The sequence below is a fragment of the Streptomyces aurantiacus genome (genome assembly GCF_027107535.1).
Classification (GTDB): Bacteria; Actinomycetota; Actinomycetes; order Streptomycetales; family Streptomycetaceae; genus Streptomyces.
The window spans coordinates 7,186,810-7,209,672 of sequence record NZ_CP114283.1; the positions used below are offsets into that span (position 1 = coordinate 7,186,810).

Consider the following 22,863-nt stretch of genomic DNA (forward strand, 5'->3'; position numbering starts at 1 on the left):
CTAGGAGAACGATGTCTGTCCGCACCACCGCCCGCACGTCCTCGGTCTCTCCCGGCCAGGGGGGAGCCCCGTCCGCCGGCTACGTCGAGGACGTCTCGCCCGGGAGCGGCGCGCTGCCGCCCCGGGCGTGGTACGCGTCCTCGGACGCCGACTCCCTCTCGCTGAACGGAAGCTGGCGCTTCCGGCTGTCGCCGACGGCCGACGCCGAGGACGACTCGTTCGCCGCGCAGGGGTACGACTGCGGGGACTGGGCGGAGGTGGCGGTTCCCGGGCACTGGGTCCTCCAGGGCGACGGGGCGTTCGGTGCGCCGATCTACACCAACGTCGTCTACCCGTTCCCGGTCGACCCGCCGCGGGTGCCGACCGAGAACCCGACCGGGGACCATCTGCGGGTCTTCGACCTGCCGGACGAGTGGCCGGCGGACGGTGGGGCGGTGCTCCGCTTCGACGGTGTGGAGTCCTGTGCCCGGGTGTGGCTGAACGGGACGGACATCGGTGAGTTCAAGGGGTCCCGGCTGCCGCACGAGTTCGCGGTCGGGCACCTCCTGAAGCCCGCCGGGAACGTGCTCGCCGTCCGTGTGCACCAGTGGTCGGCGGGCTCGTACCTGGAGGACCAGGACCAGTGGTGGCTGCCCGGCATCTTCCGGGACGTCACGCTGCTCCACCGGCCGGCGGGCAGCGCGCTCGACTTCTTCGTGCACGCCTCGTACGACCATCTCGAAGGCACCGGGACCCTGCGCGTCGACTCCGACGTCGACGGCCGGGTCACCGTGCCCGGCTTGGACATCGATGTCGAGACCGGGCGGAGCGTCACCGTCCCGGTCCGGCCGTGGACCGCCGAGACGCCCCACCTGTACGACGCCACGCTGGTCACGGCGGGCGAGCGGGTTCCGCTGCGGATCGGTTTCCGTACGGTCGCGCTGGAGGACGGCCTGATCAAGGTCAACGGCAAGGCGATCCTCCTCAAGGGCGTCAACCGGCACGAGTGGCACCCGGAGAAGGGCCGCGCCCTGGATCTGGAGACCATGCGCGAGGACGTGCTGCTGATGAAGCGGTACAACATCAACGCCGTGCGCACCTCCCACTACCCGCCGCACCCGGCCTTCCTCGACCTGTGCGACGAGTACGGGCTGTGGGTCGTCGACGAGTGCGACCTGGAGACCCACGGCTTCGTCGAGCAGGCCTGGCGTGACAACCCGGTGGACGACGAGCGCTGGACCCCGGCGCTCCTCGACCGGGCCGCCCGCATGGTCGAGCGCGACAAGAACCACCCGTCGGTCGTCATGTGGTCGCTGGGCAACGAGGCGGGCACCGGGCGCGGGCTCACCGCCATGGCCGAGTGGATCCGCGGCAGGGACGCCTCACGGCTCATCCACTACGAGGGCGACTGGAACTGCCGTGACACGGACGTGTACTCGCGGATGTACGCGGACCACGCCGAGGTCGAGCGGATCGGCAAGGGACTGGACGGCGGCCCGCAGGGACGGCGTCAACTGCCCTTCATCCAGTGCGAGTACGGGCACGCCATGGGCAACGGACCCGGTGGCATCGCCGACTACCAGCGGCTCTTCGAGGCCCACGACCGGCTCCAGGGCGGCTTCATCTGGGAGTGGATCGACCACGGCATCAAGGACGAGCGGTACGGCTTCGCGTACGGAGGTGACTTCGGGGAGGAGTTGCACGACGGGAACTTCGTGTGCGACGGGCTGCTCTTCCCGGACCGCACCCCCTCGCCGGGGCTCCGCGAGTACAGGAAGGTCATCGAGCCGGTCCGGTTCGAGGGCGTCGGCGCGAACGGCACGGTACGGGTGACGAACGCGTACGACTTCTCCGACCTCTCGCACCTGGCGTTCGAGTTCTCGTACCAGGTGGACGGATTTCCCACGGGTGCGCACTGGCTCGCCGTGCCGTCGCTCGCACCGGGAGAGTCGGCGGAGATCAAGCTGCCGGCGGCCGCGCCGGACGGTCAGGGCGAGGAGGTCCAGTGGACGGCCCGCGCGTTGCTCGCCGAGGACACCCCCTGGGCGGGCGGCGGCCACGAGGTGGCGTGGACGCAGGAGACCGTCACGCCGCGCGGGCCCCTGCCGTCGGCCACCGGCGCGCGGCCGGTGGCCGAAGGCGGCCGGATCACACTCGGCCCGGCCTCCTTCGACGCCCGCACCGGCGCGCTGCGGACCGTCGGCACGACGGAGGTCACAGGTCTGCGCCTGGACGTGTGGCGCGCCACCACCGACAACGACGAGGGCGCGTCCTGGCAGGACGACGTACGCACCGGCGTGCTGTGGCGCACGCTGGGCCTGCACCGTATGCAACACCGTCTGGACGCGGTGGAGTTGACGGACGACGCGCTGACCGTACGGACCCGGGTGGCACCGGCCGCGCGGGAGGTGGGTCTGCGCACCGTGTACCGGTGGACGTCCGACGGGACGCGGTTGCGTCTGCGCGTCTCGGTCACTCCCGAGGGCGACTGGACGGTGCCGCTGCCCAGGCTCGGCATCCGCATGGGGCTGCCGGGAGCCGCCGCGGACCAGGCGACGTGGTTCGGCGGGGGCGGTGAGGCGTACCCGGACACCAGGGCGGCGTCGAAGGACCTCCTGTGGGACGAGAGCGTCGACGACCTGCAGACACCGTACGTGCGCCCGCAGGAGAACGGGGCCCGTGCCGACGTCCGCTGGGTAGAGCTCGCAGACCTGCGGATCGAGGGCGACCCGGAGTTCTGGTTCACCGCGCGGCGGTGGACGTCCGAGCAGCTGGACGCGGCCCGGCACCGGACGGATCTCACGCCGGGCGACACCGTGTGGGTCAACCTCGACCACGGACAGCAGGGCATCGGCTCTCAGTCGTGCGGTCCCGGCGTACTGCCGCAGTACGAGCTGCGGGTTCAGCCCGCTGAATTCTCCTTTGTCTTCTCGACGGTCGACGACTGACACTGTTACCGGTCACATGGCCGTCCGGCTCCCCAGCCGGACGGCCGTGTTCGTGTGTTCCCCGCTCCCCCGGAGGTTCCTCGCGTGATCGGTTCCATCGAGGTCCGTGGCCTGTCCCGGACCTTTCACACCACGGTGCGCCGCCCCGGCTTCACGGGCGCCGTCAGGTCTCTCGTCAATCCGGAACGGGTCGCCAAGGAGGCCGTCTCCGACATCACCTTCGACGTCTCCCCCGGCGAACTCCTGGCCCTTCTCGGGCCGAACGGCGCGGGCAAGTCCACCACCATCAAGATGCTCACCGGCATCCTCACCCCCACGTCCGGCGAGGCCCGGGTCGCCGGTGTCGTGCCGTACCGGGAACGTGAGCGCAACGCGCGCAACATCGGGGCCGTGTTCGGGCAGCGCACCCAGCTGTGGTGGGACCTGCCGGTGCGGGAGTCCTTCGCGATCCTGCGCGACATCTACGACGTCCCCGAAGCCGAACACCGGGCGCGGCTACGGGAGTTCGACGACCTCCTCGACCTGTCCTCCTTCTGGGACACGCGTGTACGGCATCTCTCGCTCGGCCAGCGCGTGCGCTCCGATCTCGCCGCCGCCCTGCTGCACGATCCGCCGGTGGTGTTCCTCGACGAGCCCACCATCGGCATGGACGTGGTGGTCAAGGAGCAGGTCCGCGAGTTCCTCCGGTACCAGGTGGAGGAACGCGGTCGGACCGTGCTCCTCACCACGCACGACATGACGGAGGTCGAGCGGCTCGCCGAGCGGGTCGTCCTGGTCAACCACGGCCGGCTCGTGCTGGACGGCTCCCTGGACGAGATCCGGCGGAAGTTCGGCTCGACCTGGCAGGTGCGGGTGACGCTCGCCGACGCGCACGCGTCCGTCGAGCCGTTGCCGGGGATCGCGCTGGTGCGGCGGGAGGGGCCCCAGGCGGTGTTCGGTCCCGACGGACCCACCGCACCGACGATGCACCAGGCCCTGAAACAGGTCATCGAGCGCTACGAGGTGACCGAGATCGCCCTGGACGAGGCCGACCTGGAGGACGTGATGCGCGCCGCGTACGTCCAGGCGGGGGGCGTGTGACCATGGCCGTCCTCCATGGCTGGCGGGCCGCCCGCGTCACCCCGCTCGGTGAGCTGCACACCCCGCCCCGGATGACCGCGGCGCTGCTCCGGCTCACCGTGCAGATCGTGCTGGTGGCCTCACTGTGGCACGGCCTGTACGCGTCGACGGGCACCACGGCGGGCCTGTCCAGGAACCAGGCGGTCACGTACGCCGTGCTCGCCGTACTGGCCACCCGAATACGGGAGTTGGACCAGTACGCGGGCCGGGACACCGTGCTGCAGCACATGCACTTCGGCACGATCGTCTACTGGTATCTGCGCCCGCTCTCCCCTCAGCGCTACTACGCGTTCCGGGCCCTCGGCGAGCAGTTGTACGGGCTGGTGTGGGTGCTCGCGGGATACGTCGTCTGCCTGGCCGCGGGAATCGTGGACCCGCCCAGGTCCGCCGCTGTGGCGGGGGTGTTCGCGCTCAGCGCGCTCCTGGGGCAGTGGGTCCTCTACTACGTGATGCTCGCCATCGACCAGTTGTGCTTCTGGACGCTCAAGAACGGCGCGGCGATGCTGATCCTGATCTTCGCGCAGAACCTGCTGTCCGGGGTGTACGCGCCGCTGTGGTTCTTCCCAGACTGGTTCATCACGCTCAGCGCCTTCCTGCCGTTCCAGGCGACGCTGAGTGTGCCGCTGTCGATCTACGTGGGCCGGATCGAACTGTCCGACGCGGTACCGCAGTTGGCTTTGCAGGCCTGCTGGGTGGTGGCACTCGCCCTGCTCACCCGGTTGCTGTGGCGGCGGGCCGCCCGGCGCGTGATCTCGCAGGGAGGCTGACGATGTCCGACGCGAAAGCGGGACCTCCGAGGACGGGGACTTCCCCGGCACGGCCTTCGAGTTCCTGGTCCCTGAAGCCCCTGCGGGTCGCGTGGCGCATCACGCGGCTCAACTTCCGTGCCCAGCTGGAGTACCGCTCCGAGTTCCTGATGATGATCGCGATCGGCGCGGTCTGGCAGGTGTCGGTGATCGTGTTCGCGACCGTGCTGCTCACCCGGTTCTCCGGGATGGGCGGCTGGGACAGCTCGGACGTCCTGCTGATCCCGGCGACGCGCATGCTGGCGCACGGCCTGTTCGTGCTGTTCCTCGGGCGGGTGCACGGACTGGGCAGGCACATCCAGGAGGGGATGATCGACACGTACCTGGTGCGTCCGATGCCGGTCCACCGCCAGCTCCAGCTCTCCTACTTCCCCACGAACGCCATCGGCGACCTGACGGTGGCGGCGGGCCTGATGGTGGGCGCGCTGAGCCGCAGCGACCTGGACTGGACGGCGACCCGGATCACGTATCTCGTCCTCTGCGTCCTCGGCGGCATGCTCCTGGAGGCGGCCCTGTTCACCGTGGTGGCGTGCGCCTCGCTGCGTTTCCCGGCCGCCGACTACTGGGGACGCTGGCTGGAGGAACTGCTCGGCACGTTCGGCAGCTATCCGCTGAACGTGCTGCCGAGGGCGGTGACCGGATTCCTCACGTTCGGCCTGCCGCTGGCCTTCGTCGCGTACTTCCCGGCGGCGGTACTGACCGGGCACGACCCGGGGGTCCCGTACTGGCTGGCGGCGGTGTCCCCGCTGCTCGGGGCGGCGGCCTACCTGGGCTCGCGGCTGCTGTGGCGGTGGAGCCTGCGGCACTACGCCGGGGTTAACGGGTGACGGGACTGGCTCTGGACGGTCAGGACGGCCGGGGGCCACGGGCAGCTGATCCGCGCCCCCTGCCCGCCTGTCCGCTGCTCCCCGGAGATCCCAGTCGCGTTGCCGCAGCTGGTCAGGGACATTTTGGTTCAGGCCAGATTGCGCATACCCAAACCGAACGACCGTACCAGTCACCGCATTTCCTGGCCTCTTAAATCCCGCTATGCCCGGTGAAGGGGAGGGGCTGATTCTCCCAGGCCCAGGAAGGCGGCTTGGGGGTACGGCCTGACGTTTTGTGTTCGGCATATGACAGGTTGTGGGCCCTCGGTGACCGCTGGGGTCACTGATGATGACTTTCCGTGGGGGGAAGTTGATGTCTTCAAGTGCCTTTGGCATGCCTTCTGGGCGTGCGCGTTTACGGACAAGACGGTCTCTGGTGGCGGTTGTGGCAGCGTTGGGGCTGGGTGCCTCGGCCGTGCCTGCGCTGGCTGCGCCGGGTGAGGATCCCGCGCCTGCCGCCTCTTCGGCGTGGGGCAGGGACGCTCCAGAGGTGAAGAAGCCGGAGGTGAAGGTCGGCTCGAACCGGCCCAAGGCCCCGGTGGCCGAGGCCGGGTTGTCCGCTGAGCGCACGGCGTGGCGGGCCGCACAGAAGAGGCGCGCCACAGCACCGGCCGCACGAAGCGCCGGGGCTTCGGCTGCGGCGCCGGCGTATGTGCCCGAGGGGCAGGGTGATGTGCCCTGGCATCAGGTCACGGACTTTCGCATCACCGATTCGCTGGTGGCCCGGGTGAACTACTCCACCGGCAACCTGATGCTGGCGGGCACGGACTTCGACGTCGCGGGAGTGGGCCAGAAGCTCCAGCTGACCCGCACCTACAACTCGCTGGACGCACCCTGGGGCAAGGTGTCCCAGCGGTGGTGGCAGGGCTATGAGCGGTACGCGCAGATCAGTGACACCGACGTGGTGGTCTACGACGCGACCGGCAACTCACTGACCTTCACGAAGAATACGGACGGCAGCTACAAGACCCGGCCGGCTACTCCAAGGACCTGAAGAAGAACACCGACGGCACGTTCACTCTCACCGACCGCAAGTCGGGCACGAAGGACACCTACAACGAGCACGGCACCCTGGTGAAGGTCACCGACCGCAACAACGGCACGATCACCGTCACCCAGCACGACGAGAGCGCCGAGCACAAGGGCTTCAAACTGACCGAGACCCGCTCCGGGCGCTGGATCGACCTGGTCAAGACCGATGCCTCGCAGTGGCAGGCCAAGGACCACACCGGCCGCACCGCCGTCTTCGACCTCAACCCCGCAGGCGACCTCGCCAAGACCACCGACACCGAGGGCAAGCCCACCGCGTTCGACTACGACTCCTCCCGCCGCCTGACGAAGATCACCACCCCCGAGGGCCGGGTGACGGTCTTCACCTACGACGGCGCCAACCGCGTCACCAGCATGCTGCGCGCCACGGAGTTCAACGGCACGGGCCACACCGGCCCGACCTACACCTACGCCTACACCGCCACCGACCCGCACGCTTCGGGGACGACGACGGTGACCGACCCCGAGCAGCACGCCACGAAGTACGAGCACGACGCCCAGGGCAAGGTCTCCAAGGTCACCGACCCGCTGGGGCACTCGCGCCCGCGGACCTACGACGCGAACAACAACGTCGACTCGGCCACCGACGCCATGGGCGTGGGGGGTGTGGGTGGCAACGTCACCAAGTACGGGTGGGACGCGCGCAACAACCCCACCGGCGCCACCCTGCCCACCGGCGCCTCCTCGTCCGTCACCGGCTACCAGACGATCTCCGGAGCCGACCTGCCCGGCACCCTGGAGAACGCCGACGGCGACACCGCGAACCTCAAGTACGACACGGCCGGCAACACCATGTCGGTCGCCGTCACCGGCACCGGCGGCGGCACGCAGACCTTCACCTACAACCCGGCCACCCCCACCTGCAGCGGCTTCGAGGGCCAGCGCTGCACGGTGAAGGACGCCCGCGGCAAGACCACCTCGCTGGAGTACGACACCAAGGGCAACCTCAAGAAGGTCACCCCGCCGGCGCCGTTGAACGCCACCCCCACCACCTACACCTACGACGCGCTGGGCCGGACGGAGACGGCCGTGGACGGGCGCGGCATCAAGTCGGTGTACGTCTACGACCACCGCGACCGCATCAAGACGGTCTCGACGACCAACACCACCGTCACCTACACCTACGACGGCGACGGCAACCTCAAGCAGCGCACGGACGACATCGGCACGGTGAAGTACGACTTCGACCCGCTCTCCCGCGAGACGGTCCGCACCCTCCAGGACGGCTCCCAGACCGTCCTGGCCTACACCCCGGCCGGCAACGTCGACACCTACACCGACCCCCAGGGCGTCATCGACTACACCTGGGACGCGGCCAACAACCTCAAGACACTGAAGGACCCCGCCGACCGCACCACGACGTACACCTACAACGAGAACGACTTCCGCAAGACGACCACCTACCCCGGCGGCACGGTCCAGACGGTCACCCCGGACAAGTCCGGCCGGCCTGAGAGCATCAAGACCACCTCGCCCAGGGGCACCCTGGTCAACCTCGCCTACACCTACAAGTACGGCACCGGCGGGACCGAGGACGGTACGAAGATCCGCACCTCCACCGACGCCGTCACGGGGCTGAAGACGACCTACACCTACGACAGCGCGGGCCGCTTCTCCTACGCCAAGGAGGAGAAGGGCACCACCCTCAACTCCTCCTGGCAGTACCGCTACGACGCGGCCGGGAACCTCACCTCCCAGGGCGTCGAGTCCGGCTGCCCCCGCGGCACGACCTACACGTACAACGACGCCTCGCAGCTGACCGCGAAGAACGGTTCGGCCACGAACTGGTCGTACGACAAGGCAGGCAACGAGACCGCGGGCGCCTCCACCCCCGAAGGCACCCGCACGGCCGAGACCTGGTCGGACTTCTCCCAGCTCACCTCCCTCACGGTCGGCGGCAAGACCTACGCCGGCGAGTACGGCTCCACCGACTCCAGCGAACGCCACCGCCTGGGCGACACCTACTACCACCCCGGCCCCATCGGCCTCGCAGCCGAGACAACTGCCGGTGTCGACACGGGATTTGTCCGCGAACCCGAGGGCACCCTGAACTCCATGACCCGTGACGGCAAGGCGTACTACTACCTCACCGACGCCCTCGGCTCCGTCGTCGCACTCGCCGACGAGAGTGGCACCAAGGTCAACAACTATTCCTACAGCCCCCGCGGCGCCACCCGGGATGCCACCACCGAAAAGGCCGGCGTGAGCCAGCCGTACCGGTTCGCAGGCGGCCACCAGGACCCGACCGGGATGTACCACCTCGGGGCCCGCTACTACGACCCCAACATCGGCCGCTTCACCCAGCCCGACCCCTCCGGCCAGGAAAAGAACCCCTACCTCTACGCCGAAGGCGACCCCGTCAACCGCATCGACCCCAACGGACTGCTCTCTCTGGGCGGAGTACTTGAAGGGGTGGGTATCGGCTTGACGATCGGCGCACTGGCAGCATCAGGACCGTTGGGTATCGGTCTCGGCGTCGCAGCAGCCGGCGCGGACATCGCCGGTTTCGGCTACGGGGCCAACAAATTGATCACACGCTAGGGAGACGGCACGATGTTCTCTGCAGCAGGCGGCGCAAGTAGCGGCAGCACGGTGATCAGTACTCACCCTCTCCCCCACCGCCTGGACTGACCTCGTAGAGATGGCCAAGTCGTCTTGATCAGTGGTCCGCGCAGCACGGCGTAGGGTCCGGGACCTCGAACGGGACCAGCACACCACCCACTGCGGGCATCAGGGTCAGGACGAGTTCGCCGTCCTGCCACTGCGGGCGGACGTGATTCCTCGTCACCACCCTTTGGTCCGGCGGGGGTTCAGCCGCCGACCCCAGCACCGTGACCCGGTCGATCGCGGAGGCGGACAGAAGCTCCGCGACCGTCACCGTGCCGGTCAGGGCAGCGGCCCCCGGGTAGACGACGGCCCGACCCACCCCGTCGGGTGCGCCGGCCGTCACCTCGTACCCCTTGCCCGTGAGCCGTCGCGCGGTCTCCTCGGACGCTGTCGCGAACGAGAGCACCACCCGCGGCCGCTCCCCGCGTACCAGGTGCGTGCAGCCGAACGCGCCCTCTGGCAGGGTAAGTTCGGCTGCCAGCTCCAGCAGCAGGTGGTCGGCCGCGCGCAGCTCACGTACGTCGGCGTCGACCGTGATGACGTACAGGTCGCCCAGGTCGTACGGGTTCACGCGGGCAGGACCCACACCGGGTTCGAGTAGAACCACAGGTCCTTCCACGGGTCGGCGTCGCCGACGACGTCGATGGCCGGGCCCGCGGGGTCGACCGTCGCACCCATGGCCCCCACGGCCGACCGGTTGCCGTCGCTGCCGCGCAGACGGACGTAGAGCGGGCGGTCGACGCGGCCGAGGGAGTACGTGATCCGGGCCGTGCCTGCGGACTTGTTCACCTCGTACGACTTGACGACCTTCGCCGTCGGCGCGGTGAACGTGTCCTTGTCTGCGACCGGGCCGGTGACGTCACCCTGGATGACGTCCACTCGGGCCAACTTCGGCGTGAAGCCCGCCCAGTTGGGGCCGTCGGCCAGTGCGATGTCGACGGTCAGGGTGACGTTCGTGCCCTTCTTGACGTGCAGCGCCCCGCCGAGCGTGGCCCAGCGGCTGCCGCCCGACAGGCGGACGTCGAGACCGCCGATGAGCTGACCGTGGTCGACCCAGACGCGTCCGGCGCGGATGCCGTCCATCACGGCCGCGTACGAGAAGCCCTCGGCGCCGACATGGGTGCGGCTGTACTGGCCGGGCCAGTAGTCGCCCTGGGTGATGTCGATCCTGCCGCCGTAGACGGGGTCCTCGTACCTGCCGTTGGCGTTGAAGTCGCCGCCCGGGCCGCGTACGGCGGTGTCCGCGTAGACCTGGTGCGAGTCGGAGTTGGCGCTGATCCACCAGGCCTTACCCTCGGCGAGCAGGCTGTCCCACAGGCCGCCGACCGTGGCGGTCATCCAGTCGAAGCCACCCCAGGTGCGGTAGCTCTCCGGCGGGTAGCCCGCGAAGGAGTTGGCGCTCGGATTGTTGTCGTAGATGCCCCGGGCCCTGCCCATGCCGAGGGGAGCGGGCAGGCCGGCGGCCTGGTGGCCCGGGGCGCCCTCGAAACCGACGGCGATCTGGTGGCTCGCGGGGGTCGCGTCGCGCCAGGCGCGGATCTCGTGCGGCGAGTCGACGCCCCGCCGGGCCGGGTGGTTGGCGAGCATCAGCGCGTCCTTGACCTTGCGCCGGCGCACCTGCTCGCCCAGGAAGGCGAGGCCGGCGACGGCGAGGGCCTCGTTGGCGGGCGTCGAGTCGGAGGCGCCCTTCACGCTGCCGTCGTAGTCGGTCTCGAACTGCTTGAGGACGGAGACCTCGTTCCTGCCGGGGTGCACGAAGACCGTGCCGTGCTCGGCGCCCGGGATGTTCCACTCCAGGCCCTGGAAGACGAGGGTGTCCTCGTACGCGTCGCGGGCGGCCTTGATGTCCGGGTTGACCTTGTCCACGCCGATCTTGGCGTGGGTCGTGCTGCCGTGGTCCGTGATGACCAGCCAGTCCATGCCGTGCCTGGCGCCCTGCCGGACCTGGTCGACGACGCGGTACTTGCCGTCGCTGCTGTACTGCGTGTGGATGTGGTGGTCGCCGGCCAGCCAGAGGAAGCCCTTGCCCTTGCGGCCCCGGGCGGGCGTCTGCGCGGCGGCGGTGCCGGTCGCCTGGCCGCCGAGTACGCCCGCCGTCGCCAGGCCCGCGCCGAGCAGGCCGGCGCGGCGCAGCATGGAGCGGCGCGAGCGCTGGTCGGGGGTCAGTGCCTCGTCGGGTACCGAGGTGTCGAAGGCCGCCGGAAGGGGCGCGGCACCCTCGTGGTGGTTGCCATGGTGGTGGTGATGCCCGTGTCCGTGCGTGTGCCCGTGCCCCATGTCGGCCTCTCCTCGGTCCTGCGGCGGCCCCACCGGCCGCTTGAGGAGACTCGATGTGAAACATGAACTTCGGGCGACGCGACGGTGATCGCCGGGCGGCCCGGACGCGGCGGGTCTTCTCGTCTTTCACTGTTCCCCCAACAGCCCTTGTCCGTCACACTGACTGGCCTTGAACCTGAGCAGCGTTCAGGTTCCTCCGACGCACTGGAGACACCCCCCATGAGAAGACTCATCGGCACCCTGATGGCCGGTGCGCTGGCCGTCGCCGGGCTCACCTCGGCAGCCGCGGCTCCCGCGACCGCCGCCGCCCCCTCCTCCGGCGCCTTCAACGTCCTCACGTACAACGTCGCGGGACTCCCCGAGGGACTGAGCTCCGGCAAGCCGGCGACGAACACCCCGCTGATCTCCCCGCGGCTCGGCGCGTACGACATAGTGAACGTCCAGGAGGACTTCAACTACCACGCGGCGCTGTACGCGGGCGACAACCACCCGCACCGCACGGCGACCAGCGGTGGTGTTCCCTTCGGCGACGGCATGAACACCCTCTCGGACTACGCCTTCGAGGACTTCGAGCGGGTGAAGTGGAAGGACTGCACCGGCACCAACTGCCTTACCCCGAAGGGCTTCTCGCTGGCCCGCGTGCGGCTTGCCGAGGGTGTGTTCGTCGACGTCTACAACGTGCACACGAACGCGGACTCGACGGACGACGCCCTCGCCGCCCGCCGCAAGAACGTCGATCAGCTCTCCGACTTCGTCCAGGCGAACTCGGCGGGCAACGCGGTCATCGTCATGGGCGACACCAACACCCGCTACACGCGCGCCGGCGACAACATCCGCACGCTCACGAGCGAGAACGGTCTGACCGACGCGTGGGTCCAGCTGGTCCGCGGCGGCAACGCCCCGGCGCAGGGCAGTGACGCGATCGTCTGCCCCACCACCGCGCCGGGCAACGACTGCGAGGTCGTCGACAAGGTCCTCTACCGCGGCAGCGACCTGGTGAACCTCTCCGCGACCCGCTACAACAACGAGTGGGCGAAGTTCCTGGACTCGGCCGGCGGCAACCTCTCCGACCACTTCCCGCACACGGTCGACTTCTCCTGGACGCTGCCCTCGAAGCTCCGGGCCAGTGACTTCTTCGGCGGCCCGCACGGCACGGCGTTCAACGACGCGGACGACCTCCCGGCCACGCCCGCGCCCCGGACGGTGACGCTCCGCGGCGCCTCCCGCCTCGACGGGGTGTCGCTCGCGCTCGACGGCGGCACCACCCTCACCCACGGCGGCACGGGCGGTACGGCCGCCTCCCTCACCCTCGCCGCAGGCGAGCACCTCACTTCGGTGAAGCTCACCCAGGGCCAGAAGGACGGCCGGACCCGGATCTTCTCGGCGGCCCTCACCACCGACAAGGCCCGTACGCTGTCGGCCGGTTCGGCCACGTCGGCCGCGGTGACGTACACGGCTCCGGCCGGCTGGCAGATCGTCGGCTTCACCGGCCGCGCCGGCACCGAGATCGACAAGCTCGGGGTGCTGTACGCGCCGATCGGCTGATCCCACCGGCCCGACCCGTGCCTCACGGCACCGAGCCCGGACGGCCGCGCAGGACCGGCCCGCACGGCCGGACCGGCCGTCCAGGCTCGAAACCGGAGGCGGGCGGGTCGCCTCGACGACCACGTCCCCACAGGGAACCGCGTTCGCGCAGGTCGCGCGGGAGCCGTCCGGCGCCGGCAGGCCGCCCCGGCACCGCGGCGAGTTGCTACCCTCTCCAGGCTGTTGCCTAGACACCCTAGGGAGAGGTTGATCATCATGGCCCGTGCCGGGCTCACGACCGACCGGGTCGTCGCGGCCGCCGCCGACCTCGCGGACGAGGTCGGCTTCGAGAACGTCTCGTTGTCCGCGCTGGCCAGGCGGTTCGGGGTGAAGGACGCGAGCCTGTACTCGCACGTCAAGAACCTGCACGATCTGCGCACCCGGATGGCGTTCCTCGCGGGCGGCGAGATGATCGACCGGATCGCCGCGGCGGTCGCCGGACGCGCCGGCAAGGACGCCCTGGCCGCCTTCGCCGACGCCTACCGGGAGTACGCCCTGGAGCGGCCGGGCCGGTACGCGGCCACCCAGATCCGTATCGACCAGAGCCTCGTGTCCGAATCCCCCGCCTTCCGGCGGACCGCCGAGGTCACCTACGGGATGCTGCGTGCGTACGGCCTCGACGAGCCCGACCTCACCGACGCGGTCCGGCTGTTGCGCAGCACCTTCCACGGATACTGCGCGCTGGAGGCCACCGGCGGCTTCGGCGCCTCCCGTGACGTACGGACGTCGTGGAACCGGGCCGTCGACGCCCTCCACGTGCTGCTGGAGAACTGGCCGCGCGAGGCCAAGGACGCGTGACCACAGCCGAGTTCGCGGGGCGCCCGGCGGAAACAGTGCCTCCGGTCCGCGCCCCAGGCGTCCCGCGGACCACTTAGACTGGAAGCTTCGCCGGTGCCACGTGCCGCCCTGGGGGGAGGGGAGCGGGCCTTGTCCCAACAGCAGCTCCGACGCGGTCCGTTGAGACCCGACCCCGAGCCGCACGTACCGCACGGACCACGGCCCGCGCGGCTCGTGCGCTGGCTGGGCGGATTCGGCTCCCTGGCCGCCGGTTACGCCGTGTTCCAGTCACTGGTGGGCGTTCTGCCGGACGGCATGGGCGGGCAGAGCGCCCGGTACGCCATCGCCGCGGTGAGCGGGCTCGGAACGGCCGTCGCGGCCTGGCTCTCGGCAGCCCTGCTCCGGGCCCGGCACGAGGACAACTCTCCCGTCGGCACAGGGCAGTTGCCTCCCTCCAGCGCCGCCCTTTCGGGGCCCGGGCCACTCCCCGAGCTCTTCTCCGCCGCTTATGGCACCCTCGCCGAACAGATCTGCGTCGTCGACGATCCCGTGCGCGGCCGGCTCACCGGCTGGTCGCACTCCCTCGGCGAGAGCGGCCCCGGCCGGCCCACCTCCGTGGGCACCGCGTACGGCCTGCACACCATGCTCGACCTGGGCGTGCCCGACGGACGGATCGGCACGGGCGACCTGGTGGACACGCTGTGGCGGCTGCGCCTGCCGGACGGCGGCTGGTCGGCCCGCTCGCAAGGCTCCCAGGCCCGCCCCGAGGTGACGGCCCTGGTCCTGGGCGCACTGGCCCGGGCGGGGGCCCCGCGGGAGCGGCTCGCCGACGAGGTGGCGGGCTGCGAAGCGGGCTTCACGCAGGAACTCGACCGCACGGGGCGGGAGTTGACGCATGTCGTGACGACCGTGCTGCGCGGTCTGCTGCGTGCGGCGCCCGGTTCGGACGCGCTGCCGCTGCTGCGCGACGTACTCGTCGAGGGTGCGGTCACCGATCCGCGCCGCCGGCACCGCCGCTGCTGGGGATACCGGCTCGCGTCCTTCCACGGCCCGCCGTCGCCGCTGCACACCGCCCAGGCGGTGGTCGCCCTGGACCGTGCGGCCCACGTCCTGGGCGGCGAGAGCGGCAACGCGCGTGCGGCCCGCGAGGACGGCGTGCGCTGGCTGCTGGCCTGCCCTGACGCCCCGCACGACGCGTGCCTCGACCTGTCCAACCTCCGCGAGGAGGTGCGCAGGCCACGCACCGACGACCCGTCCCGCCACGAGGTCCTGAACGTCCGGCACTTCACGGCCTCCTGGGTCGTCCGCGCCCTGCTCACCCCCGGCGCCCGCGACATCGCACGCGAGGACGGCATCGAGGAGGACTGGCGTGAGCGGCTGAACGGTGCGGTGAGTGCCGTGTGGGCCGGGCAGACCGACGGCATCTGGACCTGGGTCCGTGACGACACCAGTGAGCTGCGCCGCCCCATGTGGATGACCTACCAAGGCCTTTCGGCGCTACGGGCGCATGCCATGTGGGTATACCAACCGCATGGCTGAGTCTGAGGGAGCGTGCATGGGGGGACCACAGGTTCTGGCGACACGGCGACTGCTGTCCGAGGCACTGGACGGTGAACTGCCCGAGCACGAGCGGCTGTTGGCGGCCCGCTCGGTCGTCGCCGAGCTGGGGACCCCGGGCCGCCTGCTGGAGCTGACGGCCGAACTCGCCTCCGGCGAGGGGGATCCGCGCGGCTGCGCCCGGCTCTCGTACCGCCACGTCCTCGGCTTCGACAAGCTGCTGCTCATCGACGACGGCCCGCACCACATGCTGCGCGCCCATCTGTGGCACGCCGGGCGTGGTGCGATCGGCAAGGAGGACATCCACAACCACCGCTCCCCCCTCGCCTCCTCGGTCGTACGAGGACGGCTGGCGATGGAGCTGTACGCGCCCCGGGGCGACGGCGGGATCGAGGCGGACAGCTACCAGGAGTCCCTGGCCGACGGGTCGGCCGACTGGCTGCTGGAGCCCACGGGCCCGGCGCGGCTGCATCTCACGCAGGTCGCGGAGTACACGGCGGGCAGTACCTACGCCCTGCCCGCGCACACCCTCCACCGGGCGTGGTGCGACACGGCCGAGCCGACGGTGACGCTCTTCCTGGAGACGGGCAGCGGACGACGGCGGCACACGGACGTGTTCACGGCGGCCGGCCCGCACCCGGGGACCGTACCGAAGGTGCCACTGGACGTGGACGACTACCTGGGAGAACTCAACGCGCTGGCGGAGTTGCTCAGAAGCTCGTGAGGGCCTGGCGCACGATGTCCAGGTTGTACTCGTCGATGTCGACGGTGTGCAGTCGGTCCGGGGTCAGCCAGTCGTGCGCCTGGTCCGGTTCGGGGAGGGTGACGTGCCGGGAGAGGGGCCTGACGAGGAAGTTGTCCTGCCAGTTCTTGATCTCGTGCCCGTGATACTCGCTCAGGAAGGACGATTCGCCGACCTTGCGGATCACCTCGCCGAGGAGCCCGGTCTCCTCCTTGAGCTCCCGCAGCACGCCGTCCGCGGGACTCTCGCCGGGCTCCAGCTTCCCGCAGGGCACGCCCCACACCCCGGGAAGGAACCGCTCGGTCCTGCTGCGGCGCACCAACAGCACGCGGCCTTCGTGCATCACGACGGCGGCCGCCAGTCGCTTGTCGCCGGGGATTTCCATGTCCATGGTTCCTCGGTCCCTCGCCGGTCGGAGTCCACAGGGTTCTATACCCACGAAAGCATCAACGCTACCAGGAAGCGGTCCGCGGGCCGGGGCGATCGAGATGCCCCCGCTGGACCAGGGCCTGGACCTCGCCGTATGTGGGCGCGGTCCCCTCGACGGGGCGGCCCGCCCGGATCAGCGCGGCCGTCTCCAGGGCCGCGCCCAGGGCCCGGCGGTAGAGGAGGGAGCCGAGGCTGATCCGGCGTACGCCCAGGTCTGCGAGGACGGGGACGCTCGGGCCCGTGGGTGAGTAGAGGATGTTGAGGGGGACGTCCAGGGTCTCCACCAGGGCGGCGATCCGGGGCGGGTCACAGAGCCCGGGGACGAACACGCCGTCGGCGCCCGCCTGTTGGTAGGCGTCGAGGCGGCGGAACGTCTCGCGTTCGTCGCCGGCCCGCAGCCAGTGGGTGTCCGTGCGGGCGTTCACGAACAGGCCGGGTACGGCGGACTTCACGGCCGCGATCTTCGCCGCGTGGAGTTCGGCGGGCACCAGGGTGCCGTCGGGCCGGCCGTCCTCCAGGTTGATGCCCACGACGCCGACGGCGGCCAGTTCGAGGGCGACCTCGGCGACGTCCTGCGGGTCGTCGCCGAAACCTCCCTCGGCGTCCACCGAGAGGAGGAACGGGCCGTGTCCCAGCGCCAGCGCCAGGGCGAGCGACGCGTCCCGGGTCGCCGCCGCACCGTCTGGCAGGCCCGCGGCCGCGGCCACTCCCAGGCTGGTCGTGCCGATCGCCGCGAAGCCCTGCGCGGCCAGGGCCGCCGCCGAGGCGTGGTCCCAGGCATTCGGGAGCAGCAGTGGGGTGTCCGCGTGGTGGAGCGCGGCGAACGCGGTCACGGGGTTCCGCCCAGGTCTGCGACGGCGTCGGCGCGGTAGGCCGATCGCGTGTGGTGGAAGGCGAGCCGGCGAAGTCGTCGCCGGGGCCCCGGGCGGGCGGCGGGCACCTCTTCCGGCGCCGGGGGTGCTGAGCCCGGAGCCGAGTGTGCTTCGTGAGGGGTCATACGGCAACGCTAGGGGCGGTACGGTTCGGCGCCCGCCGAACCGTACCGAACCGTTCCGGAGGCCCTGCTCAGGCACCCGGAACGGCCGCCCGCGGCGGCCTCCGACCGACCGGGGCAACCTGCCGCCGGGCGGCGGCAACTGTCGGGCATGACTTCCGCACGACACACCCGTCCCACCGGCGCCACCGGCACCGCTGCCGGTGCCGCCGCTCCCGCCACGCACCGGCGTCGTCACGTCGCCCGCAAGCCCCTTGCGGGCAGCCTCGCGGCGACCGTCCTGCTCGCCGGGGCCTGGTACGCCACGGCGACGGAGCCGACGCCCAGGGCGGCCGCCGCGCCCCTGACCGTCACGAACACCACCGTGAAGCTGCCCGCCAAGTTCCCCTATCTGTCGGCGGGTTACAACAACACCCGTGAGTGGACCCGGACCGCGACCGCCGTCGCGCCGAACGGCACCCTGCGCGTCGCCTGGCCCGCCGCCGACGGCGTCCACGTCACGACGCTCACCGCGGCGGGCAAGCGGTCCGGCTCCGACACGGTCGTGAAGGGCACGAAGGAGGTCGGCGGGCTGGTCTCGCACAACGACGGGTTCGCGCTGCTGACCCGGGTCTCCGACACCAACAAGTGGAAGGAGACAGCGGCGGCGCTGATCCGCTACAAGAACGGCAAGCAGGCGTTCCGCACCAAGCTCACCGGTACGTCGTCGCACGACACGGCCCCGCTGCTCGACGGCCGGCTCGCCTGGAACGGCACGAAGTACGGCGCGTACTTCGTCGTCCACGGCGCGGGCGGCTTCGCGGACGGCCACTTCGGGGACAAGCTCGCGTACGTCAGCTCCAAGGGCGCCGCGCTGAAGGGTGGCTGGGGCTGGGGCTGCAGCCACAACGAGGGCATCGCCCTGCATGCCGAAACCTCCGGGGCCTTCACCTCCCTCTGCTTCGACGACTGGCGCTCGGGCCTGTTCGTCTCGACGGGCATCGGGGCACCGGACGACGCTCCGGCCGTGCAGCGCGAGCAGTGCTGGGCGGGCTACTGCGGCGGTACGTATCCGAGCCGCTCGGGCGACCTGGTCAGGTCGTCCACCGGCCGCTACGCCACCGCCTTCGCCTCCCGGGGTGCCGCCTCCGCCGCCAGGAACCCGGACGACGCCAGCGGCCGCGGCTGGACCGTGCAGCCGAGGACGAAGACGCACCAGGTGGCGCTCGCCTTCCTCAAGAACCGCGACACCCCCTCGGGCAAGCCGGTCCTCCTCACCGACGCGCCCGGCACGGAGCACGTCAACGTCCGGGTCGCCCCGTACGGCAAGAGCCGCCTTCTCGTCTCCTGGGAGTCCCTGAAGAACGCCAAGTGCGCGGACGGGACGTGCACCGGGACCTTCACCGGCACCCACCTGCGCCTGGTGGACTGGAAGGGCAAGGCCCAGGGCGCGGACAAGGTCGTCCCTGCGCGGTTCACGGGTGACATCGCGGTCCTCAAGGACGGGACGCTGACCTGGGCGTACGTCCCGGTCACGCCGTCCTACACGAGTGCCCTCACCGGTGCGTCACCCACCGCGACCTCCCTGCGGATCGGCCGGCTCGAGCCCTGAGGCGGATCTGCTGCTTCCGTGCAACCCCCGCCGGGGCCCGGACGTCTCAACCGGCGCCAGGAGTGCGCGTACGGGGACGGGAAGGACGGGGTGATGACCGGCGAGGGGAAGCACGGGTTCGTCAGGAGCGTGCGGCGGTTCTTCCGAAGCGTGCGGCGGTTCTTCCGGCTCCCCCGGGAGATGCCACGCCACCCGTCCCCGGTCGTGCCCATGCTGCGGGTGTGGCTGTTCGGTCTGGCCGTGGGCGCTCTTCTCGCGGCCTTCACCTGGGACGAGGGGGACGCGTCGCCGGCGCTGATGGCGATCCCCGCGTGGCTGGCCATGCTCGACGACGTGATCGAGGGGGTGCGGCACCGCTGGCCGGCCCTCGCGGCGGGGTCGCTGGTCTCATGGGGCTTCGTCCGGTCCGAGGTGGCCCTGTCCGGCCCCGGGCACTCCCTGTGGGGCGAGTTCGGGGTCTTCGCCTGCGCGACGGCCCTCGCTCTGGCGACGTTCACCGGCGTCACGCGACTGCCTCAGCACCGGCACCCGTGACCCGCGCGCTCACTCGCGCACGACCGTCACCTCTCCGTCCCGCAGCCTCGCCCGCACCCCGGACCCGCCCTTCCAGCGGACGTGGATCCCGTCCGTCCCCTCCGTCCGCACCTCCACCGACTCCTCCAGAGGAACGGGCTCCGGCTCTGCGGTGAGACGGGCGAGGGCCACGAACAGGCTGTCCGCGGACGTGGTGACGCCCGTCGGACCGTCCGGCGAGTCCAACAGGCCGTGCCCGGGCAGGAGTTCGGTACGCAGGCCCTCCCCCGCCGCCCAGCCCGTGACCCGCACCGACGTCCCTTCGGGCGCGCCCGACACACAGAACGCCCGTACCTCCACCGCGCCCTCGGCGAGCACGAGGCTCGTGACGGCGGCTCCCTGGGCCGCCGTGTGCCGGGAGGCCGCCCAGCCCTCGCCGGCACCCAGTGGCTCGATGCCGGTACGGCTCGCGTCGCCGCCCACGACCACGCTGTTGTCGTACGACTCCGGGGGCCGCGCGAGCGCTGTGGGCGCCGTGACCGTCGAGTACGCGAGGCGCGTGTAGTACGGGTCGTAGCGGACGTCCTCGCTGCCGTGATTGTGCAGGCGCACCAGTCCGTCCGAACGCGTCGACTGAAGCAGCCAGTTGGGCGGTCCGACCGGCCGGGCCGCGTCCTCCCGCTCCGCCGGGCCGGGCCGTTCGCCCGCGGTCCACACCTCGTGGTCCGGCGGAAGCAGCAGCCCGAGGAATCCCTTGCTCGCCCAGTACGGGGACGCCGGGCCCGAGTAGCCCTGGAGGACGGCCGGTTCGGGGCCGTGCCAGCCCGGCGTGAGCAGGCCGCGGTCGTCCACGGCTCCCCGGTCGAGGAAGTACTTCAGCGCGCCGGACGCCAGCCGCCGCGTCTCCCCCGGCGGCAGCGGTGTACGGCCGGTGAGCGCGCCCAGCCACAGGGGGGCCGTCGTCGCGAAGCGGTACGTCAGTGAGCGGCCCTGGTGCATCGGCGCGCCGTCGCCCCCGAACAGCCGGGCGTAGTCGGCGAGATGGGCCGACAGCCGGCCGCCGTAGAGGTCCAGCAGGCGCTCGTCGTCCGCGAGCCACGCGTGCAGCACCGGATACAGGTGCATCGCCCAGCCGTTGTAGTAGTCGAAGGCCCGCCCGTCGCCGTCGGAGTACCAGCCGTCGCCGACGTACCACTGCTCGATGCGGTCGAGGCCCCGGTCGACGGCGGCCCGGGACAGCTCGGGCTCGTATCCGGCCTCGGCCAGGAAGCCGCCGACCGTCACCGGGAACAACTCCCAGTTGCAGGGCCAGGGTTGTGCCGTCAGCGCGTCCCCGAGCCAGGCCGCGGCCCGCTGCCGCACGCCGTCGTCGAGGCGGTCCCAGAGGAGGGGGCGGGTCAGACGCAGGGCGAGGGCGATCGAGGCGGCCTCCACGAGGGGCTGGCTGCGGTCCTCGATACGCGGCCAGACGCCCGCGGTTCCGGCGGCGAGCCCTTCGGCGTACCGCTCCAGGGCCTTCTCGTCACGGCGGAACGCCGCCAGCATCAGCGTGCGGGCGTACCCCTCCAGCCCGTCGGAGAGGCGGCCGGACCAGCTCGTGTGCTCGCCGGGCAGATGGTAGAGGGCCCGGTCCCCGGACGCGTACGGCTCGACCGCCGCGAGCAGAGTGTCGGCGGCGGCCTCCCAGTGGGCGCGCGTGTATCCGGTGTACGGGCTGAGGGTGCGGTCCTCGGGAACGCCTGCGGGGCCTGCGGGCATCGGTCGGGCTTCCTGTCTCGCTCGGGGTCGTGCGGTGTGCGTCCGCGGAAGTGCGCGGCGTGCGCGGGCGGGGTCGTGCGGTGTGCGCGGGCGGGCCGGCACGGTGTGCGCGCGTGAGCCTGGGGCGCCCCGGTTCCGGACGGGACGCCCCAGGGGTCAAGCTCACCTCACCAGGCGTCCGGGCACCAGGTGTTGGGCACGCAGTTCGTCACGGACGAGTTCCGCGTACGCCGTGGCGCCGACTGCGGAGGTGTGGGTGTTGTCGCGCTTCTCGTTGTAGAGGTACAGCGTCTTGGACCCCTCCACACCCAGCGACTCCACCAGTGCCTTCGTCCTGGCCGTGAGGTCGATGAGCGGGACGTGCCGGTCGGCGGCGACCGCGCGGGTGACGGCGGGGTGGTCGACTCCGAGGCCGTTCACCAGGAGGGCCGTGTTGTTGTCGAGCGTGCCGTCGGCGTTGAACCAGCGGCGGACGATGGGGGTGACCAGAACCGGGCGCCCGCCCTTGTCCCGTACGCCCGCGACGAGCGTCTCGAGGTTCGCGCGGTACGTCGCAGCGTCGGTCTGCTTGTCGTTGTGGGCGAGCTGGATGAGGACCAGGTCGCCCTTGCGGACGAGCGGCTGGACGGTCGCGAAGAGCCGCGGGTCGGCGAGGTAGGTGACCGTACTCTCCCCGGAGTCCGCGTAGTTGGCGACGGAGGCGCCCTTGCGGAGGTACTGCGGAAGCTGCTGGCCCCAGCCGGAGTAGGGGTCGCCGGGCTGGTCGCAGACCGTGGAGTCGCCGACGAGGAAGATCTGGCGGGTCTGGTGCCGGCGGGCCGGGGTGACGCGGATGTCGGCGAGAGCGGGCGCCGAGCCGCCGATGACCAGGTCCAGGCCGGGGGTGCCGTCGGCCGCGGTGGGCTCGCCCTCGGGGGTGCGGACGTTCACGGTGAAGCTGCGGGTCACGGGCTCGCCCGCCGCGGTGGGCGTCTCGGCGAGCAGCGTGCGCCGGGTCTCGCCGCTGATCCCGGTGCTCGCCGCGGTGTCACCGCCGAGCCGCACCCGGACGTCGTACGTGCCGGGCGCGACGTCGAAGTGGCATGCGGTCGCCGTGCAGTTCTCCAGCCCCTGGCCCCGGCCGTGCGGCTGCGCCTCGGCCGGGACGACGGACAGGGCCGAGGCGGCGGTCAGCGCGGCCAGCAGGGTGATCGTCGTGCGTCTCAACGCGACTCCTTCAACAGGTCCAACCGGGCGACGGATCCTGGAGGGCCTGTCCGGCGGATG

The 22,863-nt window shown here is 71.2% G+C and carries 16 protein-coding genes and 1 pseudogene; 11 read left to right on the top strand and 6 right to left on the bottom strand.

Annotated features, from left to right (window positions below; all coding sequences use genetic code 11):
- Positions 1 to 11 precede the first annotated feature (11 nt).
- The 5 genes and pseudogenes from O1Q96_RS33870 (at position 12) to O1Q96_RS33890 (ending at position 9,309) form a co-directional block, all read left to right on the top strand.
- On the top strand, positions 12 to 2,927 hold the full coding sequence (locus tag O1Q96_RS33870) for a glycoside hydrolase family 2 TIM barrel-domain containing protein (RefSeq protein WP_269251781.1): 2,916 nt from the start codon (positions 12 to 14) through the stop codon (positions 2,925 to 2,927).
- A gap of 84 nt (positions 2,928 to 3,011) precedes the next feature.
- Positions 3,012 to 4,007 (top strand): ABC transporter ATP-binding protein, encoded by a 996-nt coding sequence (locus O1Q96_RS33875; protein ID WP_269251782.1) that lies wholly within the window; start codon positions 3,012 to 3,014, stop codon positions 4,005 to 4,007.
- A gap of 2 nt (positions 4,008 to 4,009) precedes the next feature.
- Positions 4,010 to 4,813, top strand: coding sequence for an ABC-2 family transporter protein (locus O1Q96_RS33880; RefSeq protein WP_269251783.1), 804 nt, complete (start codon positions 4,010 to 4,012; stop codon positions 4,811 to 4,813).
- A 71-nt stretch (positions 4,814 to 4,884) separates the two neighbouring features.
- Complete coding sequence (locus O1Q96_RS33885) at positions 4,885 to 5,679, top strand: ABC transporter permease (protein ID WP_269253842.1); 795 nt, start codon at positions 4,885 to 4,887, stop codon at positions 5,677 to 5,679.
- Between the two features lie 373 nt (positions 5,680 to 6,052).
- Positions 6,053 to 9,309 (top strand): annotated as a pseudogene (locus O1Q96_RS33890) (RHS repeat-associated core domain-containing protein).
- A 118-nt stretch (positions 9,310 to 9,427) separates the two neighbouring features.
- Here the strand turns inward: O1Q96_RS33890 and O1Q96_RS33895 are convergent.
- Both O1Q96_RS33895 and O1Q96_RS33900 read right to left on the bottom strand, forming a co-directional pair.
- Positions 9,428 to 9,946, bottom strand: coding sequence for a hypothetical protein (locus O1Q96_RS33895; RefSeq protein WP_269251784.1), 519 nt, complete (start codon positions 9,944 to 9,946; stop codon positions 9,428 to 9,430).
- Positions 9,943 to 11,652, bottom strand: coding sequence for a PHP domain-containing protein (locus tag O1Q96_RS33900; RefSeq protein ID WP_269251785.1), 1,710 nt, complete (start codon positions 11,650 to 11,652; stop codon positions 9,943 to 9,945). The genes O1Q96_RS33895 and O1Q96_RS33900 overlap by 4 nt, the downstream gene beginning before the upstream one ends.
- A 219-nt stretch (positions 11,653 to 11,871) precedes the next feature.
- On the opposite strand from O1Q96_RS33900, the gene O1Q96_RS33905 reads away from it, so the two are divergent.
- The 4 genes from O1Q96_RS33905 (at position 11,872) to O1Q96_RS33920 (ending at position 16,294) form a co-directional block, all read left to right on the top strand.
- Positions 11,872 to 13,197 (top strand): jacalin-like lectin, encoded by a 1,326-nt coding sequence (locus tag O1Q96_RS33905; protein ID WP_269251786.1) that lies wholly within the window; start codon positions 11,872 to 11,874, stop codon positions 13,195 to 13,197.
- A 255-nt stretch (positions 13,198 to 13,452) separates the two neighbouring features.
- Positions 13,453 to 14,034, top strand: a complete 582-nt coding sequence (locus O1Q96_RS33910) for a TetR-like C-terminal domain-containing protein (RefSeq protein ID WP_269251787.1) — start codon at positions 13,453 to 13,455, stop codon at positions 14,032 to 14,034.
- Between the two features lie 129 nt (positions 14,035 to 14,163).
- Positions 14,164 to 15,552 (top strand): hypothetical protein, encoded by a 1,389-nt coding sequence (locus tag O1Q96_RS33915; RefSeq protein WP_269251788.1) that lies wholly within the window; start codon positions 14,164 to 14,166, stop codon positions 15,550 to 15,552.
- A 16-nt stretch (positions 15,553 to 15,568) separates the two neighbouring features.
- On the top strand, positions 15,569 to 16,294 hold the full coding sequence (locus O1Q96_RS33920; RefSeq protein WP_269251789.1) for a hypothetical protein: 726 nt from the start codon (positions 15,569 to 15,571) through the stop codon (positions 16,292 to 16,294).
- On the opposite strand, the gene O1Q96_RS33925 is transcribed toward O1Q96_RS33920, so the two are convergent.
- Both O1Q96_RS33925 and O1Q96_RS33930 read right to left on the bottom strand, forming a co-directional pair.
- Complete coding sequence (locus tag O1Q96_RS33925) at positions 16,281 to 16,703, bottom strand: NUDIX hydrolase (protein ID WP_269251790.1); 423 nt, start codon at positions 16,701 to 16,703, stop codon at positions 16,281 to 16,283. The genes O1Q96_RS33920 and O1Q96_RS33925 overlap by 14 nt on opposite strands.
- 61 nt (positions 16,704 to 16,764) lie before the next feature.
- Entirely contained in the window at positions 16,765 to 17,574 is an 810-nt protein-coding gene (locus tag O1Q96_RS33930) for an isocitrate lyase/PEP mutase family protein (protein ID WP_269251791.1), read from the bottom strand.
- 312 nt (positions 17,575 to 17,886) lie between these two features.
- Between O1Q96_RS33930 and O1Q96_RS33935 the strand changes: the two genes are divergently transcribed.
- Positions 17,887 to 19,326 carry a hypothetical protein gene (locus O1Q96_RS33935; RefSeq protein ID WP_269251792.1) on the top strand — a complete coding sequence of 480 codons (1,440 nt, stop codon included), beginning with the start codon at positions 17,887 to 17,889 and terminating at the stop codon, positions 19,324 to 19,326.
- A gap of 93 nt (positions 19,327 to 19,419) precedes the next feature.
- Positions 19,420 to 19,860 carry a hypothetical protein gene (locus tag O1Q96_RS33940; protein WP_269251793.1) on the top strand — a complete coding sequence of 147 codons (441 nt, stop codon included), beginning with the start codon at positions 19,420 to 19,422 and terminating at the stop codon, positions 19,858 to 19,860.
- A gap of 9 nt (positions 19,861 to 19,869) precedes the next feature.
- On the opposite strand, the gene O1Q96_RS33945 is transcribed toward O1Q96_RS33940, so the two are convergent.
- Positions 19,870 to 21,597, bottom strand: coding sequence for a DUF2264 domain-containing protein (locus O1Q96_RS33945; protein WP_269251794.1), 1,728 nt, complete (start codon positions 21,595 to 21,597; stop codon positions 19,870 to 19,872).
- Between the two features lie 162 nt (positions 21,598 to 21,759).
- Positions 21,760 to 22,803, bottom strand: coding sequence for a rhamnogalacturonan acetylesterase (locus O1Q96_RS33950; RefSeq protein ID WP_269251795.1), 1,044 nt, complete (start codon positions 22,801 to 22,803; stop codon positions 21,760 to 21,762).
- Between the last annotated feature and the right edge of the window lie 60 nt (positions 22,804 to 22,863).

Excerpts from the sequence above, each read along its gene's own strand:
- O1Q96_RS33935 (WP_269251792.1), top strand. The coding sequence starts at position 17,887 with ATGACTTCCGCACGACACACCCGTCCCACCGGCGCCACCGGCACCGCT.
- O1Q96_RS33900 (WP_269251785.1), bottom strand. The coding sequence starts at position 11,652 with ATGGGGCACGGGCACACGCACGGACACGGGCATCACCACCACCATGGC.
- O1Q96_RS33925 (WP_269251790.1), bottom strand. The coding sequence starts at position 16,703 with ATGGACATGGAAATCCCCGGCGACAAGCGACTGGCGGCCGCCGTCGTG.
- O1Q96_RS33920 (WP_269251789.1), top strand. The coding sequence starts at position 15,569 with ATGGGGGGACCACAGGTTCTGGCGACACGGCGACTGCTGTCCGAGGCA.
- O1Q96_RS33945 (WP_269251794.1), bottom strand. The coding sequence starts at position 21,597 with ATGCCCGCAGGCCCCGCAGGCGTTCCCGAGGACCGCACCCTCAGCCCG.
- O1Q96_RS33940 (WP_269251793.1), top strand. The coding sequence starts at position 19,420 with ATGACCGGCGAGGGGAAGCACGGGTTCGTCAGGAGCGTGCGGCGGTTC.
- O1Q96_RS33870 (WP_269251781.1), top strand. The coding sequence starts at position 12 with ATGTCTGTCCGCACCACCGCCCGCACGTCCTCGGTCTCTCCCGGCCAG.
- O1Q96_RS33905 (WP_269251786.1), top strand. The coding sequence starts at position 11,872 with ATGAGAAGACTCATCGGCACCCTGATGGCCGGTGCGCTGGCCGTCGCC.
- O1Q96_RS33910 (WP_269251787.1), top strand. The coding sequence starts at position 13,453 with ATGGCCCGTGCCGGGCTCACGACCGACCGGGTCGTCGCGGCCGCCGCC.
- O1Q96_RS33880 (WP_269251783.1), top strand. The coding sequence starts at position 4,010 with ATGGCCGTCCTCCATGGCTGGCGGGCCGCCCGCGTCACCCCGCTCGGT.